The organism is Priestia sp. JSM ZJ58, from assembly GCF_044383985.1.
Lineage (GTDB): Bacteria > Bacillota > Bacilli > Bacillales > Bacillaceae_H > Priestia > Priestia zanthoxyli.
Genome location: NZ_JBISEM010000002.1, coordinates 178,365 through 195,993, shown reverse-complemented (window position 1 = coordinate 195,993; position 17,629 = coordinate 178,365). Strand labels below are relative to the sequence as shown.

The 17,629-nt window shown below is 37.3% G+C and carries 20 protein-coding genes; 16 read left to right on the top strand and 4 right to left on the bottom strand.

What is annotated here, in order from left to right:
* Nucleotides 1–7: 7 nt before the first annotated feature.
* On the bottom strand, nucleotides 8–541 hold the full coding sequence (locus ACH6EI_RS22390) for an NfeD family membrane protein (RefSeq protein ID WP_099331339.1): 534 nt from the start codon (nucleotides 539–541) through the stop codon (nucleotides 8–10).
* Between the two features lie 630 nt (nucleotides 542–1,171).
* On the opposite strand from ACH6EI_RS22390, the gene ACH6EI_RS22385 reads away from it, so the two are divergent.
* Nucleotides 1,172–2,224, top strand: a complete 1,053-nt coding sequence (locus ACH6EI_RS22385) for a glycosyltransferase family 4 protein (protein WP_013059776.1) — start codon at nucleotides 1,172–1,174, stop codon at nucleotides 2,222–2,224.
* 38 nt (nucleotides 2,225–2,262) lie between these two features.
* On the opposite strand, the gene ACH6EI_RS22380 is transcribed toward ACH6EI_RS22385, so the two are convergent.
* The gene (locus ACH6EI_RS22380) at nucleotides 2,263–3,261 is read right to left on the bottom strand and encodes an LCP family protein (protein WP_397378100.1); all 999 of its coding nucleotides are present in this window, start codon (nucleotides 3,259–3,261) and stop codon (nucleotides 2,263–2,265) included.
* A gap of 195 nt (nucleotides 3,262–3,456) precedes the next feature.
* Nucleotides 3,457–4,092 (bottom strand): YigZ family protein, encoded by a 636-nt coding sequence (locus tag ACH6EI_RS22375; RefSeq protein ID WP_028412006.1) that lies wholly within the window; start codon nucleotides 4,090–4,092, stop codon nucleotides 3,457–3,459.
* 438 nt (nucleotides 4,093–4,530) lie between these two features.
* On the opposite strand from ACH6EI_RS22375, the gene ACH6EI_RS22370 reads away from it, so the two are divergent.
* The 15 genes from ACH6EI_RS22370 to cudC all read left to right on the top strand — a co-directional run bounded on the left by ACH6EI_RS22370 (nucleotide 4,531) and on the right by cudC (nucleotide 16,375).
* Nucleotides 4,531–5,679 (top strand): sensor histidine kinase, encoded by a 1,149-nt coding sequence (locus tag ACH6EI_RS22370; protein ID WP_013059773.1) that lies wholly within the window; start codon nucleotides 4,531–4,533, stop codon nucleotides 5,677–5,679.
* Nucleotides 5,680–5,756: 77 nt separating this feature from the next.
* Nucleotides 5,757–6,440 carry a response regulator gene (locus ACH6EI_RS22365; RefSeq protein ID WP_013059772.1) on the top strand — a complete coding sequence of 228 codons (684 nt, stop codon included), beginning with the start codon at nucleotides 5,757–5,759 and terminating at the stop codon, nucleotides 6,438–6,440.
* A gap of 378 nt (nucleotides 6,441–6,818) precedes the next feature.
* Nucleotides 6,819–7,250 (top strand): flagellar export chaperone FliS, encoded by a 432-nt coding sequence (gene fliS / locus ACH6EI_RS22360; RefSeq protein WP_081732844.1) that lies wholly within the window; start codon nucleotides 6,819–6,821, stop codon nucleotides 7,248–7,250.
* Between the two features lie 120 nt (nucleotides 7,251–7,370).
* Nucleotides 7,371–7,808, top strand: coding sequence for a YaaR family protein (locus tag ACH6EI_RS22355; RefSeq protein WP_099331338.1), 438 nt, complete (start codon nucleotides 7,371–7,373; stop codon nucleotides 7,806–7,808).
* Nucleotides 7,809–7,914: 106 nt separating this feature from the next.
* A complete protein-coding gene (locus tag ACH6EI_RS22350) occupies nucleotides 7,915–8,760 on the top strand; it encodes a DegV family protein (RefSeq protein WP_098112242.1) in 846 nt (281 codons plus the stop codon).
* Nucleotides 8,761–8,857: 97 nt separating this feature from the next.
* Nucleotides 8,858–10,348 (top strand): ATP-dependent helicase ComFA, encoded by a 1,491-nt coding sequence (locus tag ACH6EI_RS22345; protein WP_272816221.1) that lies wholly within the window; start codon nucleotides 8,858–8,860, stop codon nucleotides 10,346–10,348.
* Nucleotides 10,349–10,443: 95 nt separating this feature from the next.
* Complete coding sequence (locus ACH6EI_RS22340) at nucleotides 10,444–11,037, top strand: ComF family protein (protein ID WP_224980623.1); 594 nt, start codon at nucleotides 10,444–10,446, stop codon at nucleotides 11,035–11,037.
* A gap of 61 nt (nucleotides 11,038–11,098) precedes the next feature.
* Entirely contained in the window at nucleotides 11,099–11,512 is a 414-nt protein-coding gene (locus ACH6EI_RS22335; RefSeq protein ID WP_028412012.1) for a TIGR03826 family flagellar region protein, read from the top strand.
* A 159-nt stretch (nucleotides 11,513–11,671) separates the two neighbouring features.
* Nucleotides 11,672–11,926, top strand: a complete 255-nt coding sequence (gene flgM, locus ACH6EI_RS22330; RefSeq protein WP_014457790.1) for a flagellar biosynthesis anti-sigma factor FlgM — start codon at nucleotides 11,672–11,674, stop codon at nucleotides 11,924–11,926.
* 21 nt (nucleotides 11,927–11,947) lie between these two features.
* Nucleotides 11,948–12,409, top strand: coding sequence for a flagellar protein FlgN (locus tag ACH6EI_RS22325; RefSeq protein ID WP_226313316.1), 462 nt, complete (start codon nucleotides 11,948–11,950; stop codon nucleotides 12,407–12,409).
* A gap of 18 nt (nucleotides 12,410–12,427) precedes the next feature.
* Nucleotides 12,428–13,951, top strand: a complete 1,524-nt coding sequence (gene flgK / locus ACH6EI_RS22320; RefSeq protein WP_028412014.1) for a flagellar hook-associated protein FlgK — start codon at nucleotides 12,428–12,430, stop codon at nucleotides 13,949–13,951.
* A 2-nt stretch (nucleotides 13,952–13,953) separates the two neighbouring features.
* Entirely contained in the window at nucleotides 13,954–14,835 is an 882-nt protein-coding gene (gene flgL / locus ACH6EI_RS22315) for a flagellar hook-associated protein FlgL (protein WP_034264317.1), read from the top strand.
* 81 nt (nucleotides 14,836–14,916) lie between these two features.
* Nucleotides 14,917–15,339, top strand: a complete 423-nt coding sequence (gene fliW, locus ACH6EI_RS22310) for a flagellar assembly protein FliW (protein WP_028412016.1) — start codon at nucleotides 14,917–14,919, stop codon at nucleotides 15,337–15,339.
* Between the two features lie 24 nt (nucleotides 15,340–15,363).
* The gene (csrA, locus tag ACH6EI_RS22305; RefSeq protein ID WP_029714345.1) at nucleotides 15,364–15,594 is read left to right on the top strand and encodes a carbon storage regulator CsrA; all 231 of its coding nucleotides are present in this window, start codon (nucleotides 15,364–15,366) and stop codon (nucleotides 15,592–15,594) included.
* Nucleotides 15,595–15,820: 226 nt separating this feature from the next.
* The gene (gene cudC / locus ACH6EI_RS22300) at nucleotides 15,821–16,375 is read left to right on the top strand and encodes a choline uptake/conversion transcriptional regulator CudC (RefSeq protein ID WP_028409671.1); all 555 of its coding nucleotides are present in this window, start codon (nucleotides 15,821–15,823) and stop codon (nucleotides 16,373–16,375) included.
* A 42-nt stretch (nucleotides 16,376–16,417) separates the two neighbouring features.
* Here the strand turns inward: cudC and gbsB are convergent, their stop codons facing one another.
* Entirely contained in the window at nucleotides 16,418–17,620 is a 1,203-nt protein-coding gene (gene gbsB, locus ACH6EI_RS22295) for a choline dehydrogenase (protein ID WP_016765895.1), read from the bottom strand.
* Nucleotides 17,621–17,629: the final 9 nt, after the last annotated feature.

Genomic DNA, 17,629 nt, shown 5'->3' with positions numbered 1-17,629 from the left:
ATGCTATTTATAATGATTGATTGGTCATAACTTCTTCATAAATCACAACGAGTGCGTTGCCTCTTTGTATATCTACCACAAGCACTTTGCTGCCTAAAGGTATAGCAGTGTTTCTAAAGCTGGCAGCGGGTTTGGAGATCGTGCCGCTAACCCCTTCGATAAATACTTCTCCATAACCATCTGCAGGAACGGAAGTAATAATGGTACCAAGTCTTCCTTTTAACGAATCTTCAGTAAAAGCAAGAGACTCTTCAGCCGATGATAAAGGAATCAATACGAAAACGTTGAGCAAAATAACGAGTAGAAGGGCAATAAGAGCGGAAATCGAAATAATCCAATAATTTTGCAATGACGTATAGGTGAACAAATATCCACCGGCACTAAAGAATGTTAAAAAAGAAAAAAGAAGAGTGGGGTTAAAAAAAGGTATCGCTTCAGATAATCCATCTAACAAATCGCTAAATAAAATGTATAAGAATGTGAGACTTCCGCAGATAATTAATCCATACAAATACACTGTTTGAACAGATAGACCGAGCATAGTTCATTCAACACCCCCTTTATGTAAGATGATTGACGCTGTTTCTACTATGTATTACGAACCGTATCGAAAAAAGTTTCATTATTTTTGATTAAATTCCTTTTTTTGTTTAATTTTATCTCTGTCCATTTCACTATATTTTAACTTTTAAATGATATAAGATAAGGACAACGATTCAGTGAATGTGATTTGAAGTAGTGGACATGCATAGGCCAAAAGTTTGTTCATATAATGAGTGGGGCTATGTGAAATAAAAATAAAGGTTTAAATATGCTTAATAAAAAGGAAAAAGAGTTAAAGATGACGAATAAATTAGACGAAAAGGGGGGAGTTCGCTTATATTTTAATAAAATATAGTAAAGAAAATGTTCTACATAAAATAACCGCATAAGAATAAAGTAAATCAGCTGTTTATACACCAAAAAATACAGTTCCTTTCTATTAATAGTTTGTAAATGTGCTAATTTTTGAGAATAAATTTCTATTTAAGTAGTAGAATCATTGTGATATAATCCATTTTGGGAATAAGTAAGTAATTATTGTTATACGCAATTTGAAATACTATCCAATTATATAAAGTTGGATACATTTTTTATGGTTTTGGTTAACATAAACCTGAGGAGGGTCTCCATGCTATATTTGACCTTGTTTATTTGTTTTATTACATCTATTCTGATCACTCCGCTGGTTAAGAAGCTGGCGTTTAAAATAGGTGCAACGGATAAACCAAATCAACGAAAAGTTCATCAAAAAATTATGCCTCGCCTTGGAGGTTTGGCGATATTTTTTAGTTTTCTTATTGGATACCTCGTTTTACAGCCTGACAGTAAATATGCGCTGCCGATTTTAATCGGAAGCATCATTATCATCATTACCGGTGTCTTAGATGATATGATTGAGCTATCCGCTAAAATCAAATTAGGCGGTCAGCTAGTAGCGACATTAATTGTTGTTGTATACGGTGGAGTCCAAATTGACTTCATTAACTTGCCGTTTGGCGGAAAATTAGAATTCGGAATGTTAAGTATTCCAATTACGGTATTATGGATTGTAGGAATTACCAATGCTATTAATTTAATTGATGGATTGGATGGATTAGCTGCCGGCGTTTCCTCTATTGTATTGATTACCATCTCTGGTATGGCTATTATGATGGGTAATGTGTTTGTGACAAGCATGGGTTTCATCGTATTGGGAAGTACGCTCGGATTTTTGTTTTACAACTTTCACCCCGCTAAGATTTTCATGGGCGATACAGGAGCACTATTTTTAGGCTATATGATTTCTGTATTGTCTCTGTTAGGATTTAAAAATGTAGCGGTTATTTCCTTCATTGTTCCAGTTATTATTTTAGGGGTACCAATTTCAGATACGTTCTTTGCTATTATTCGCCGAATCGTAAAAAATCAACCGCTATCGGCTCCTGATAAATCTCATTTGCATCATTGCTTGTTGCGCTTAGGGTACAGCCATAGACAAACGGTTTTAATTATTTATGGAATGAGTGCGATATTTGGCTTAGCGGCAGTTATCTTTTCAAAGGTACAAACAATGTGGGGGTCTTTTCTTGTACTAGCTATCCTCCTTGTGGCGATTGAAATTATCGTTGAAAAAATAGGATTAGTTGATAAGACATATAGGCCAATTCTTAACATGGTTCGTGGGCTTCGTTTGAAAAATTAATTAAAAAGACCTCTTGCATATCCAAGAGGTCTTTTTAATTATTCTGTTGTATCTGAAGTTGATTCAATGCCTAAATGCTTGCGGAGCTTTTCACTTACTTTTTCCACTGAATCATTGTCTAGTTTGAAGTAGTAAACGCCGTTAATTTTTTCATCGTTACCGTCTAAGTTAATGGTTTCGATGTCTACTTTTTTCGAAGCGTAATCATAAAACGAAAGCATTTCACCGAACATTAAATTCGTTTTCATATTATCGCCAACAGCTTCGATAAGATTGCCATATTTATTAAGTGATCCAATGGAAGCAGCTTTTTTAATCATGGCTTCGATCAACTGCTGCTGTCTTTTTCCTCGCTCAATATCGTTGTCTTGTTTTCGTGTTCGAGCAACAGCTAACGCTTCTTCACCATTTAAATGTTGGTTTCCTGGTTTTAAGACAATAGCATTATGACGATCTTTTGAGTCCTTTTCACTCATCGCATAAGGTACATCAAAATCGATTCCCCCAAGTGAGTCTACAATGTCTGTGAAAGCTTTAAAATTCACTTTAACATAGTAATCAACAGGGACATTAAACAGCTGTTCTACCGTTTCTACAGTTGCTTTTGGACCTCCGTACGCATGCGCATGCGTAATTTTATCTTTTTTGTTCACTTCAGGTATATAAACCCGCGAATCTCGAGGTATGCTTACAAGCTTTACGGTTTTATTTGTTTCGTTAAAGGTCGCCAAAATCAAAGCATCTGTACGGGCTGATTTTCCGAACTTCCTGGTTTCACTATCATCTACGCCCATAAATAAAATGGATATATCATCTTTTTTGGGATCGATTTTACGATCACGCATAGGAGAGTTATCGCGATCTCCAAGTCCTTCATAAGAATCAGAAGCTACTGTTTTAGCCTTAACAAATAAATAAGAGCCATAAGCGGTTGCAGAAAGCCCTAAAATAAGGATAGGTAACAGAAAAAATGTAAAAAGCCTTCGTTTTCTTTTCCGTTTGTTTACTCTTTTTTGAAAACGTCTATATTGAGCCATACGGTTTCTCCTTTTATTCGTATATTCGAACACTTATTGTGACACTTAGTATGTGTTATAAATTGGAATGTATGAATCAAACTCGTCAAAGCTATGCGTCTTTACGAGGTTTTTACTCATTGACAAGTAGCGCAACCATCAGAATAGTTGCGCTATTTATCAATTGTACAATGTTTTTTAATAAGAGTAAATAATTCATTCTACATCTTCTTCTAAATAGGTCGTCTCACCTGCTCGAATATCTGCTTGGCCGTTTGTTAGCTCGGTCATCCATTCAATAAATGCTTCTGTTTGAGCTTCCTCTACAAATGTTTCAATCTCTACCATGTCTGCGTAGTGGATTTCTTTTAATAGATAAACGGAACTGCGAAGCTCATTTTCTAATTTTCCAAGCCATGTATAGTCGACGGTTGTATGCATAACCGCCATGAGAGTTCGTTTGACTGTACCTAATTCATTTAACGCTTCGGAAACGGATTTTCCATACGCGCGCACCAATCCACCTGCGCCCAATTTAATACCTCCGAAATAGCGCGTAACGACGACTACCGTATCTTTTAAGCCTCTCTTTTTAAGCACTTCTAACATTGGTACGCCTGCTGTTCCACTTGGTTCTCCATCATCGTTTGCTTTTTGAAATTGATCTCGTTCTCCAATTAGGTAAGCTGAACAGTTATGAGTAGCATTCCAGTGCTGTTTTTTAATGTCTTGAATAAATTGCTGAGCTTCTTCCTCAGTTGTTACACGTTTCATATGACAAATGAATCTAGATTTTTGAATAGTGATTTCATGTGAACCTTCTTGTTTTACGGTATAATATTGTGATAACAATCAAAAAATCCTCCTTAGCGTTATAAATAGAAGAAAAACGGGTATTTACGTACTGTTTACTTGCTATTAGTATAAAATGTTTATGAAAAGACATCAATTAATCAAATTCAACATCACTTAAACAAGCCATACAGAATATACGTTATAATAAAATAGTGTGCAGGCTTGTATAGCTAAATAATGAAATGATTTAAACAGGCAGTTAGTCACTGTTGAAGAGTGAGCGTAAATGGTAATCTATTCAAATAACGCGAGTCAAGCGTCGATTGATGTCGAGTTTGAGGGTACTAAAACAACCGTTACTTTTTGGATATAAAAAGTCAGATAGGGAGAAAATATGGATCTTATCCTCACAATTCAGATAGGTCATACGAATACTATATATAGCATGAACGTATAGACATTTCTCCGAATGTGAGTATAGTTTGGGGTGAGTAAATGTCGAAACATAAATTAACAAGCAAGGCACTTGATGAAATTTTTGAGAAGATTATTGGCACAGTGGGAGATAGTAAAAATGAAGTCTATCGCCTTTCTGAAGATGCCAGACAAGAATATCAGCAAATTAAAGAAGAGTTAGAAGTGTTAAAAGGAAAAGTTCTTGAGACGATAGAGCAAGGTGATAAATTAGAAACTCAGGCAAGGTTGGCTCGAAAGCGTTTGTCTGATGTGAGCCGACATTTTCAAATTTATTCAGAGCCTGAAGTAAAAGACGCTTATGAAAAAGCACACGAATTACAAACCAAGCTGCTGATGAATCAGCAAAGCGAATATCAGCTGCGTAATCGTCGAGATGAACTAGAAAGACGCTTGCTTACATTGGAAGAAACGATTAAACGTGCAGATCACTTAGTAGGTCAAATTTCCGTTGTGTTAAATTATTTAACAAGTGACTTAAAACAAGTAGGGGAAATAGTAGAAGATGCTATTCAAAAAGAGTATTTTGGCTTTCGGATTATTGAAGCTCAGGAAGAGGAACGGAAACGTTTGTCAAGAGAGATTCATGACGGCCCAGCTCAAATGCTTGCAAATGTTATGATGAGATCAGAATTAATTGACCGAATTTACCGGGAACGTAGTGCAAAAGAAGCAATGGAGGAAATTCGAGATTTACGAAAAATGGTTCGTTCTGCCCTATACGAAGTACGTCGAATTATATATGATTTAAGACCGATGGCACTTGACGACTTAGGTCTAATTCCGACGCTGCGTAAATATCTTGATACAATCGAAGATTATAACGAAGGCAAGCCTCGGATTACGTTTATTTCCATTGGACAAGAGAAGCGAACTGCTTCAAAATTAGAAGTAGCACTGTTTCGTCTAGTGCAAGAAGCTGTAACGAACGCATTAAAACATGCAGACGCGACGGAAATCCAGGTGAAGATAGAGTTCAACAATGAACACGCTATTTTGCTGGTCAAAGATGACGGCTGTGGTTTTAATCAAGAAGAGAAAAAAGAGAATTCGTTCGGCTTAATAGGAATGAAAGAGCGTGTTGATTTGTTAGATGGGACTATTTCTGTTCATTCGAAAATTAACCAAGGCACGCTTGTTATGATTAAAGTACCGATTATAGCCGCTTAAAAAGGCAGAGATATGTATATAAATAGGGGTCAATATAGAGTAAAACATTTGTTGTTCGATTTGGGGAGGAATCAAACATGCAGACAAGAATTATCATAATCGACGATCACCAATTATTCCGTGAAGGAGTAAAAAGAATTTTAGATTTCGAAAAAGATTTTGAAGTAGTTGCAGAAGGTGACGACGGTAGCGAAGTTATTGACCTTGTAGAAGAACATCAACCTGATGTTGTAATCATGGATATTAACATGCCGGCTGTGAATGGTGTAGAAGCTACGAAAAAGCTTGTAGAAGTAAATCCGGATGCTAAAGTTATTATCTTATCTATTCATGATGATGAGACATATGTAACTCATGCCTTGCAAACAGGGGCACGAGGCTATCTGCTAAAAGAAATGGATGCGGATGCGTTAATTGAAGCGGTGAAAGTAGTTGCAGAAGGTGGTTCATATTTACACCCTAAAGTAACACATAGTTTAGTAAAAGAGTACCGTCGACTAGCAGCTCAAGGACAGTCGTCTTCTTATCCGCACGAACCAATTGAGATTCGCCGTCCACTGCATTTGTTAACACGTCGTGAGTGTGAAGTGCTACAATTGTTGGCTGATGGTAAAAGTAACCGAGGAATCGGAGAAGCATTATATATTAGTGAAAAAACCGTTAAAAACCATGTGAGTAATATTTTGCAAAAAATGAATGTAAATGATCGCACGCAAGCTGTTGTTGTGGCAATCAAAAACGGTTGGGTAGAAGTAAGATAAGTTCAAAAGTCTGATATACCACTAGGTATATCGGACTTTTTTTTTCTTTTTATAACTTTTTTTGAAATTGTGGGTAAAAAGTCATGTGTAATGAGAGAGGAAACCAACCGATAAGTTAAGGGAAGAAGATATCTTCTAGGAAGGCGAAGGGTGATACCTCTGTGCATTTACTCGTCCTTCAACTTTCGACAAAAGCATCCATACCTCAAAACAATGTCCATCCATTTGATGCAAGCTCTTGTAAAGGAAGGTCTTCAATACATTCAGATACATATGAGGTCGTAAAAGAATTTATTCAAACCTCAACTGGTATACTTTAAAAATTTAAGAGTTATAGCGCAACACATAGAAAATGGATTTAAAGAAGGCAAGAAGGTGATGAAGCTGAATTTTATAACGGAAGAATTAATCTATCATAAATCTCCTCAAGAGCTAACAGCTATGATGTATGAAAAATTTATTCAAAATATTGATGAAGCTGTTAGAGCAATTCAACACAGCGATTATTTTACAGCGAATGAAAAAATTAAACAGTGCAACGATATTTTATATCGTCTAGGAATTGGCTTAACATATCAAGCAGGTATTATTGCAGAGCAGTTAGATACCCTTTACAACTATATGTCTGAGAGATTAATTATGGCTAATTTAAAAAAAGATACGTTTATTTTATGTGAAGTTCAACAAATGATGAAGAAGCTTTCTAACGCTTGGAATGAAGTGTTAAAAGAGACGCCTAAAGTTACCTCTTCGCCCCGCAAAAACAAGCTGTCTTCTTATGAACAGCACATACGTATTACTCTTAGCTAAAGGATAATCATCATATCCACGCATCAGATGCCTCTCGAAACTTTTCAGCTAATCAAGCAAGCACATCTAAAAGTCTAAACTGAATGAAGTGTATACTAACAGAGAAAGGAGAGATACATAGTGGAGTTACAGCGAATTAACGGTCTTTCTTCTTCCGTGAATCTCATTAGAGAAAAAGAAGTAAGTAGTTCGGCTTCATTTACAGGAGTAATGGTAAAGAAACAAAAAGAACTGACCTATGAACATTTAACTCAAGTGATAAATAAAATTGAAGAACAGGGAAAGCAGTTAGTAAAAAGTCAAACTATTGATTCTTTGCGGAAATACAAGACGCTTGTGAAGCAGTTTATGAACGAAGTCGTTAAAAATGGTTTTGAACTGCATGAAGAAAGAGGATTTAACCACAGAGGAACCACTAAAGTATATAAGCTAGTGAAAGAAGTGGATACGAAACTAGTTGACTTGACAAATGATATCCTTCAAAAAGAAAAAGACAGTTTAAATTTACTCAAGCAGGTAGGGGGAATTCAAGGTTTGTTAATTAATATGTATACGTGAAGGAGCTTTTACTAATAGGTAAACCTCTCGTTACATGCATTTTGATCCTAAATGTTGTAGAATAGAGTGAAATTATTTTATATAACAAAGGATGGATCCCTATCTTATGAAAACAGCAATTATTACAGATAGTACCGCCTATATATCAGAGGAAATTCGATCAAACTATCATATACATATGGTACCGCTAAGCGTTATTTTTGGTGAAGAAACATATCGTGAAGAAGTAGATATGACTGCAAATCAATATTTTGAAAAAATTAAAGAAGCAAAAAATCTTCCAACCACTTCTCAGCCTGCTATTGGAGAATTTGTAGAGTTGTTTGAACAGTTAAAACGAGATCAGTTCGATGCTGCTATCGTTATTACGTTATCTAGTGGAATTAGCGGAACGTATCAGGGTGCTTTGACGGCAGGTAGCATGGTAGAAGACTTTGATGTGCACGTATTTGATTCAGAAATCAGCTGTATGGTTCAGGGCTTTTATGCGATTGAAGGAGCCGAGATGGTCCAATTAAATAAACATCCTGACGAAATCATTGCGCGTTTTGAAGAGATGAAACTATCAATGCGTGCGTATTTTATGGTAGATGATTTATCTCACTTACAGCGCGGAGGTCGCCTAAATGCTGCTCAGGCTATTATTGGCAGTCTTCTTCAAGTAAAGCCCGTGCTCCATTTTGAATCTAAAAAAATCGTTCCGTTTGAAAAAATTCGTACGCGTAAGCGAGCATTAAAACGAATTACCGAGCTTCTTGATGAAGATGCAAAAGAAAACGTACCTATGAAAGCTGTAGTTATTCATTCTAATCGTGAAAATGAAGCAAAAGAAATTCAACGAGACTTAGAACAAGAATATCCTCATATTGAATGGAGCCTTTCTTATTTTGGGGCTGTCATTGGCACGCATTTAGGTGAAGGCGCCATCGGTATAGGCTGGTATAAAAAGTAATCGAAAACCAAATCATTTGATTTGGTTTTTTTGCAGGAAAAAACACCTTTTTTTGCGTATATAGATGTGTACGATAAAAATGGAAAGGAATGAAGAGATGCTTTTTACTGTTAAACAAGAACTGCTAGATCCCGTTCAAGTGCCTAGTCCTGATGCTTTTCCTCTCTCTCAAATCGATATGTGGAGAACTCCACCTTTAAATCCTTCATACCCTTACTCTTTAGATCTTCAGCGCTCTTTAAGCGGAAAGCAGCTGCTACTCAATCAGACTCCCTATCCTTTACCCCTCATTCATGAACATTACCTAAACGGATATATTTCCTATCAAAAAGCAATCACCCAAAAAGAAAATCGATATAGATGCAACCGGTGTGGAAGTGATAGCCCTTTTTATTTCGCTTCATTTCCATGCAGTAGATGTCACCAGAACTGCTACTATTGCCGAGCATGTATTGTAATGGGCAAAGTAAGTGAATGCACACCCTTTATAAACTGGGAAGGGCCAGCAAGTAATGTTCTGCCAAAAAGCAGCGTGATGAATTGGAAAGGCACGCTGTCTAAAGCTCAAGAACGTGCTTCAAATGAACTCATTCAAGCTATAAAAAAGGATGGAGAGCTGTTAATTTGGGCTGTTTGCGGAGCAGGAAAAACGGAAATTTTATTTAAAGGTATTGAATCCGCGTTGAACAGCGGAAAGAAAGTCTGTATTGCTACTCCAAGAACAGACGTGGTTATTGAGTTAAAGCCAAGAATTCAATCGGCATTTCCGGATATATCTGTGCTGGCTATGTATGGAGGCAGCGAAGACCGTTTTCATGAATCCTCTCTTATTATTTCCACCACTCATCAACTTTTGCATTATTATCAAGCATTCGATGTGCTGATTATTGACGAAGTAGATGCATTCCCGTATTCAACAGAGCCTATGCTGCACTATGCTGTTGCAAAAGCAGCTAAACACGTTGCGTCAAAGATTTATTTAACAGCGACTCCAAGTGAATCATTAAAAAAAGACGTTGAGCAAGGAAAAAAACAAGTAGTTAAAATTCCAGCCCGCTATCACCGAATGCTTATTCCTGTTCCTCGGTTTGAATGGTGTGGCAATTGGAAGAAAAAAATAAAAACAGATACCTTGCCTGCTAATGTTGAGGAATGGGTAAAAAAAAGAATAGATGAAGGGAAACAATGCTTTGTCTTCGTCCCGCAAATTAAGTGGATTGCTCCGATCACAGACATGATTCGAAAGCTGACCGAAAAGGTAGACGGTGTCCATGCTGAAGATTCCCAGCGAAAAGAAAAAGTAATGAAATTTAGAGAAGGGCAGCTCATTATTTTAGTAACGACAACCATATTGGAGCGAGGCGTAACGGTTCCCAACATAGATGTTGCAGTATTGGGAGCAGAAGAAACGATTTTTACTGAAAGTGCTCTTGTGCAGATTTCAGGAAGGGTGGGGAGGAGTGCTCAATTTCCAACGGGAGACGTGGTCTTTTTTCATTATGGACAATCTCTGTCTATGCGAAAAGCAAAAGGACATATTGAACATATGAATGCTCTAGCTTATAAGGAAGGGCTGATTGATCGATGACAATATGTCTGATTTGTTTTGAACCTCTTGTCTCTTCTTTCGATTGGAGGTCATTGTTAAAATCTTCTTCAACGGATAGGATTTGCACTGTTTGCTTGCAAAGATGTCCCATCATCACCAGTAGCGTTTGCAGGGGATGCGGCCGCTCTCTTGCAGACCTGGCTCCTTCTCATTATGAGCTAGACACATGTAAGGACTGTCAGAAATGGAATGATGCTTCTTTTTTTAACCGTTCTCTTTATACGTACAGTGATTTTATGCAAAGCATAATAGAGCGTTTTAAATTTCAAGGAGACTATGAAATTATCCAAGCATTCAAGGAGCAGTGGTATAAGTTCTATAAAAAAGAATGTAACCCAAAAGCTATACTAGTTCCTGTACCTTTAACGGAGGAGAGATTATACGAAAGAGGGTTTAACCAATCTTTAGCACTAGCTGAACTGATCAGTGACAACATAGAAATGCCTCTTGTTCGTTGTTCAGGAACAAAGCAATCAAAGAAAAATAGGCGAAGTCGGCTGACAGAAAGGCTGGAATTTAAAGTAGTCGACTCCTCAATGGTTACGAATCAAGAATTTCTCTTGATTGATGACATTTATACAACAGGAGCAACCGTGCGCCAAGCGGCAAAGTGTTTGCAGGAAGCTGGGGCACGTTCAGTTCGTTCGCTCACTTTAATTCGTGCATGAAGATGTATAATTTAAAACTTTGACCGATAGTAAAATAAAAAACAAATGAGGAGTTTCGAATATGGGAACGTTAGATAATTGCAGGGAATGCGGTCATTTATTTGTGAAAATTGGATCAATAAGTATATGTAAATCATGTTTTGACAAAGAAGAAGCTCTGTTTCAACGTGTTTCTTCATTCTTGAAGAAAAGAGCAAATCGTACAGCAACGACTTACGAAGTGATGAAAGAAACGGGCGTTTCAGATTTGTTAATTCATCAATTTATTCGACAAGGTCGCTTAGTGTTAGCTAACTTTCCAAATATAAGCTATCCATGCATGCAATGCAACGCTCAGATTCGGGAAGGGAAACTTTGCCATTCATGCTCTCAAGAAATTAAACATGGGTTAGAAAAGCATAATCGTGAGATGATTCGTTCAAATGAAGAGCCCACGCGTCCCACCTATCGTTCTAACGAAAGGAAAAAAGAGTAAAAGTGTGCTGAATGTTTGCAGACTCTCTATCTATAGACCTATGTTTAAGGTGGACTGTGAAAATGGTCTCAACTTCCTTGCGGATGCTAAAGGTTTAGGTGGAAATTCCGATATAATGAATAGAGATAACGGATACAAATATAAAAAGAGGTGAGAGAGATGAAGATTAACCCATCGAACTTATTTGGAATAAATCCGTACAAAAAACAATCAGAAAAAACAGAACAGGTCTCTAAAAAAAATCCACAAGATCAGATTCATATTTCATCTGAGGCGAAGAAACTTCAGGGAAATGAACCATCTCCAGAAAGACTTGAAAAATTGGAGAAGCTCAAACAGCAAATTAACAGCGGAACATACGAAATTAACGGAAAAGAAATTGCTAAAAGTATTGTAGATTTCTATAAAAAATAAAAGGACTGACATTGATTGAACGTGCAAGAAATTCAAACGATACTAGAAAAACAAGTAACGCTTCATAAAAGTTTGTCTGTCATTGTTAAAGAGAAAACGAATTTTATTATTAAACAAGATGTAAAGGCATTGACGGCTTCTTTGCAAAAAGAGCAATCTCATATAGCTGCTATTTCTGCACTGGAAACAAAACGTATAGAAGCAATGGAAAAAAGCGGACATACTGCTCGCTCCATTGAAGAAATAGCAGGCTCATTCTCTGAACACTCCATCTTGATACCCTTTCAAAAACAGCTAATAGATATCATTCAAGATATAAAGTATGCAAATGACTTAAACAATCAGCTGCTCACACAGTCTTTACAGCTGATTCATACCGAACTAGACCTTCTTGTTCCATCGAAGCGAGAGGATTCGTTCAATTACACAAAAACAAATAATAGATCGTTTCAGTCCAACTCTATTTTTAATTCGAAGGCATAAAGAACGGAGGAAAGCAGAATGAGTTCAACATTTCATGGTTTGCAGGTGGCTAAACGAGGAATGGACGCCCAACAAGCGGCTCTTTACACGATTGGCCATAACGTATCTAATGCAAATACGCCGGGCTATACGCGTCAGCGAGTAAGTTTAGAAACGTTCCCAGCTTATCCGGCCCCAGGGATGAATCAGACTGGGACTGCGGGTCAAATAGGAATGGGAGTAGAAGCCAGCACGGTAGAGCGAATACGTGATACATTTTTAGATACCCAGTATCGAGATGAAACCATTAAAGTGGGGTATTGGGATGCACGCGCTGGTGCTCTTGAAAAAATGGAGGAAATTATGAATGAACCTACTGAAGATGGACTTTCAGCTGTTTTTAATCAATTCTTTGAGGCCATTCAAGATGTAGCTTCACACCCTTCAGAAGCAGGAGCCAGGTCTGTTATGATTGAACGAGCTGAAGCAGTAGGCGATACTTTCTCTTATTTATCTACTTCTTTAAAAACGATTCAAGGTGATTTACAAAACGAGCGTGACGTAGCCGTAACACAAGTAAATTCGTTGCTAGAGCAAATAAATAATGTGAACCAACAAATACAAAACGTAGAACCAAATGGCTATTTACCTAATGATTTGTATGATGAAAGAGATCGGCTGCTAGATGAGATTTCTAAATTTATGCCGGTTTCTTTAGAGTATACAAAAAGCAGCGGGAACGCTTCTGCAACGTCAGAAGGAGTGGTAACGGTTCAGCTTCAAACGTCTCAAGGACCTATTACTCTTTTAGATGGGAAAACTCATCAAATAAATGCCATCAGTTTGACAACAAATCAAGATTCCTATGTGACGGGCATTCATATAGGGGATGAGATACGGAACCCTGAGTCATTTCCTCAAGGAAAACTTAAAGGGTTAATTGAGGCTTCTGGATATATAGATAATAGTGGTAATAGAACTGGTGTTTACGCTTCAATGATTGATGATTTAGATGAAATGGCATATGAATTTGTGAACTGGTTTAATGATAAGCACGAACAAGGTGTCACGCTAGATGGTGAGAATGGTGTGTCCTTTTTTAATGAGATTTCTCAAAAAGAAGGAGCTGCAACTGGAATTGTTATTGCTGATAAAATTAAACAAAACACAAACAATATCGCTGCTGCTTCTTCGGCCTCTTCTGAAGATGATGGAACTGGCCGCAAAGGAGATGGACAAAATGCTCAGCTGTTGTCTCAATTTCGTCAAAAGGTGCTTATTAATTCCGGAAACGGAGCTGTTTCATTAGATGGATTTTATCAATCTGTCATTGGCCAAATGTCAGTAGATGCCCAACAAGCCAACCGCTTAAAAAGTAATTCAGAAACTCTCCAAGGAGCTGTGGAGCAAAGGCGCCAGTCTACCAGTGCAGTTTCATTGGATGAAGAGATGACCAATATGATTCAGTTTCAGCATGCATATAACGCTAGTGCCCGTATGGTGACGATGATTGATGAAATGCTTGATAAAATTGTAAACGGTCTTGGAACTGGAGGAAGGTAAAGATGCGTGTCACACAAGGAATGTTAGCGGCTAATTCGTTAAAACAGATTAGCAATAGCTATAATAAGCTGGAAACCCTTCAAAACCAATTATCAACGGGAAAGAAAATTACTCGTCCTTCCGATGACCCGGTAGTAGCTACGAAAGGAATGGCGTATCGGTCTAATCTTTCTGAAGTAAATCAATATAAACGTAATTTAACAGAAGCTCAGTCTTGGTTTGATAGTTCAGAATCAGGACTTGAACAAGTCAATTCCATTCTTCAGCGCACTAAAGAGCTGGTCGTGCAAGGGTTAAACGGTACGAATGAAAGTGATGACCGACAAGCGATTGCACGTGAAATTGAACAGTTAAAGCTGGATTATATGCAAGTCGGCAATACGCAGGTGGCAGGAAACTATATCTTTAACGGTGTAAATGTAGGAGCGCCACCTGTTAGTGAGGACGCAAGTGGTACAATCAAGTCAACTATTAACCTAGATCCTTTTTCAGTTGAGGTATCAAAAGGTATCCAGCTGAGAGTCAATATTCATCCTGAAAACATCTTTGGACAAGGTGCATTCGACTTAATGAACAATGTTCAAACAGCTTTTGAACAAAACGATGTAAACTCACTAAAAGATCTTTCTACACAGGTAGACACGCAGCTGTCTACGCTATTAGCGGAGCGATCTGAATTGGGAGCAAGGAGCAATCGGCTTGAGCTGATCGAAAACCGCCTTGATTCACAGGAAATTACGGCTACTAAGATGCTTTCAAATAATGAAGATGCAGATATTGAAAAAGTCATTACGGATTTAACCGTACAAGAAAGCGTGCATCGTGCTGCTTTGGGAGTAGGGGCTCAAATTATTCAGCCTACGCTGCTAGATTTCTTGCGTTAAAAAGCTCCTTCTACACAGAAGGAGCTTTTTTATAATGAAAAAAGATAACAAGAAAAAATTAATTAACAAAGGTGTGATGAGATGAAAATTTCCACAAGCTATCATGGAGATATAGAAATAGATAATCAGCAAACACTGACATTTAATCAAGGGATTCCAGGTTTTTTGGAAGAAACTGAATTTGTTATTTTACCACTTCCGGAAGCCGAAGCTTTCCAAGTTCTGCAGTCTACTCAAACCAAAGAATTAGCTTTTATTATCACGGATCCATTTCAGTTTTTTTTAGATTATGATTTTCAACTAGAACCTCAGGAAATCGAAAAGCTTCAATTACAACAAGCGGAAGATGCAGCTGTTTACGTATTGCTTACGATGTCAGATTCTGTGGAAAAGATAACGGCTAATTTGCAGGCTCCTGTTATTATTAATACAAAGCAACAGCTTGCTAAGCAAGTGATTTTAATGAATACAGCTTACGAAACGAAGCACAGGTTATTTGAGTAAGAGGAATAGATAAGGAGTGAGTCCATGCTTGTTTTAACACGAAAGTTACATGAAACAATCAAAATAGGTGATGAAATTGAAGTGACCGTCCTTGCAGTTAATGGTGATCAAGTAAAGTTAGGAATTCAAGCTCCAAAGTCTGTAGATATTCATAGACAAGAGATTTATGAAGAAATACGTAACGAAAATAAAAGTGCTTCTCAAATTACATTACATGCTATTGATATGCTGAAACAATTACCGAAAAAGAAATAAAACAATCAGGTTGAAAATAATTAAAAATATACCGTATAAATAATATCTAAATCGGGAAAGATAAACATATAGTATTCCCCACTATGTCTTAAGCCTTTCTCTTTAAGAGAAGGCTTCTTTTTTATCAAAAAATTGAACTGAATTTCTGTTTTTTTCCTTTTTATCGTGTATCATTAAATTTATTAAGTATAATTCAAATAAATTTAACAAAAGAGGAGAAGAGTAAATGAGTGATGTTCAAGAGTATCATGATTTATTAAAAGAAGCCGAAGATGTGGTTGTCAGTGCTTTAGCTGATACGATGGATTTATATGGTGTTACACCTTCAGTAGGAAGGCTGTATGGCATGCTTTATTTTATGGATGAACCTGTTACATTAGATCAAATGAGTGAAGAATTGGGTATGAGTAAACCAACGATGAGTACATCTATTCGTTCACTGCAAAATATTGACATGGTCCACAAAGTGTGGAAAAAAGGCGTTCGAAAAGACTTATATGAAGCAGAAAAAGATTTTTCTAAGTCCTTTTTTTCATTTTTCTGTAAGAAGTGGCAAAGAGAAATTTCAGTTAATTTAGAGGCAATCGAAGAAGCGGAAAACAAGCTGCAGATTCTTTTAAATGATGAAGATGTACCTGAGGAGATCGCAGTAAAAGCAAAGCGTAATTTAGCGCAGATTATAGAGTCCAAACATTATTATCATTTCTTGAAAAAAGTAGTGAAAGTTTTTGACGACCGAAGAATCATCGATATTTTAAATGAAGAATTAGCGAAAGAGTAACATAAAAAAGGCTGTTGAAAAATCAACAGCCTTTTATCATTTTTATACGGTTAATGGTGTAGCTTCAAAACAGCGGTTATAAATCCATTCGTAACTTTTTACAGTTAAATCACGAGGATTCCCAACTGTTTGAGGATCATTAAATGCTTCTTGCGCTAAGCGAGAAACCGCTTCTTTTGGAACACCTTGTTCTTCTAAAGAAGGGATTTGTACATCTTTAACTAATTGATATACTTCACGAACAGCTGCTTGAGCTGCTTCTTCAAGTGTTAGTTCATGTGTATTGACCCCTAGAGCTTGAGCTATGCGCGCAAATTTCTCAGGCTCACCCATCCAGTTATACTCCATTACAGGACCTAGCATTGCTGCTACGCAAGGGCCATGGGCAATTGGATAAATGCCTCCTAATGTTTGAGCCATCGCGTGAGCTGCTCCTGCAGATTCACTTCCATATGAAAGGCCAGCAAGCATAGCTGCATGCGCCATTCCATAGCGTGCTTCGATATCCTGTCCATTTGCAACTGCACGTCGTAAGTATTTTCCAACGTACTCAATAGCCAATAAAGCAACAGAGTCTGTCATTGGTTGCGCAAAGTGGCATGTATAACACTCAATTGCATGAGCTAATGCGTCAATTCCTGTACCGGCCGTAATATGTGAAGGCATAGATACGTGCAGTTCTGGATCAATAATTGTTAAGTGAGCAGCAATTAAAGGTCCACCTGTATTAAACTTAAACTCACGAACAGGATCCGTAATGACGGCCCATTGTGTGACTTCGCTTCCTGTACCCGCAGTTGTAGGGATTGTTGTTAAAGGAGGGATACGTTTTGTTAAAGGTTTTTTTCCTTCAGCTGCTTCATAATCTAAGACGGGAGCATTATGAGCTACTTCTACACCAATAGCTTTTGCCGTATCCATTGAACTTCCGCCTCCAACAGCTACTAGTCCGTTGCATCCATTTTCCTTGTACATTTTTGTGCCGTCTGCTACTACGTGAATAGAAGGGTTGGCTTCTACTTGGTCAAATAGAATAACGTCTACGTCCGCTTCTTTTAAACTAGCGATTACGGGATCTGCTAAACCTACTTTTTTTACACCAGGATCTGTTACTAATAAAACTTTAGACACACCTAGGTTTTTTACTTCCTCTCCAGTATGTTTTACAGCACCAATTCCATGTTTTACAACCGTTGGCATCTCAAAACTTTTTAAACGTTCCATTCTTTCAAATCGCATAAACATCTTTAAATT

Excerpts from the sequence above, each read along its gene's own strand:
- csrA (WP_029714345.1), top strand. The coding sequence starts at position 15,364 with ATGCTTGTTTTAACACGAAAGTTACATGAAACAATCAAAATAGGTGAT.
- gbsB (WP_016765895.1), bottom strand. The coding sequence starts at position 17,620 with ATGTTTATGCGATTTGAAAGAATGGAACGTTTAAAAAGTTTTGAGATG.
- ACH6EI_RS22345 (WP_272816221.1), top strand. The coding sequence starts at position 8,858 with ATGCTTTTTACTGTTAAACAAGAACTGCTAGATCCCGTTCAAGTGCCT.
- ACH6EI_RS22335 (WP_028412012.1), top strand. The coding sequence starts at position 11,099 with ATGGGAACGTTAGATAATTGCAGGGAATGCGGTCATTTATTTGTGAAA.
- flgM (WP_014457790.1), top strand. The coding sequence starts at position 11,672 with ATGAAGATTAACCCATCGAACTTATTTGGAATAAATCCGTACAAAAAA.
- ACH6EI_RS22350 (WP_098112242.1), top strand. The coding sequence starts at position 7,915 with ATGAAAACAGCAATTATTACAGATAGTACCGCCTATATATCAGAGGAA.
- flgL (WP_034264317.1), top strand. The coding sequence starts at position 13,954 with ATGCGTGTCACACAAGGAATGTTAGCGGCTAATTCGTTAAAACAGATT.
- flgK (WP_028412014.1), top strand. The coding sequence starts at position 12,428 with ATGAGTTCAACATTTCATGGTTTGCAGGTGGCTAAACGAGGAATGGAC.
- ACH6EI_RS22370 (WP_013059773.1), top strand. The coding sequence starts at position 4,531 with ATGTCGAAACATAAATTAACAAGCAAGGCACTTGATGAAATTTTTGAG.
- ACH6EI_RS22365 (WP_013059772.1), top strand. The coding sequence starts at position 5,757 with ATGCAGACAAGAATTATCATAATCGACGATCACCAATTATTCCGTGAA.
- ACH6EI_RS22385 (WP_013059776.1), top strand. The coding sequence starts at position 1,172 with ATGCTATATTTGACCTTGTTTATTTGTTTTATTACATCTATTCTGATC.
- ACH6EI_RS22390 (WP_099331339.1), bottom strand. The coding sequence starts at position 541 with ATGCTCGGTCTATCTGTTCAAACAGTGTATTTGTATGGATTAATTATC.
- fliW (WP_028412016.1), top strand. The coding sequence starts at position 14,917 with ATGAAAATTTCCACAAGCTATCATGGAGATATAGAAATAGATAATCAG.
- fliS (WP_081732844.1), top strand. The coding sequence starts at position 6,819 with ATGAAGCTGAATTTTATAACGGAAGAATTAATCTATCATAAATCTCCT.
- cudC (WP_028409671.1), top strand. The coding sequence starts at position 15,821 with ATGAGTGATGTTCAAGAGTATCATGATTTATTAAAAGAAGCCGAAGAT.
- ACH6EI_RS22380 (WP_397378100.1), bottom strand. The coding sequence starts at position 3,261 with ATGGCTCAATATAGACGTTTTCAAAAAAGAGTAAACAAACGGAAAAGA.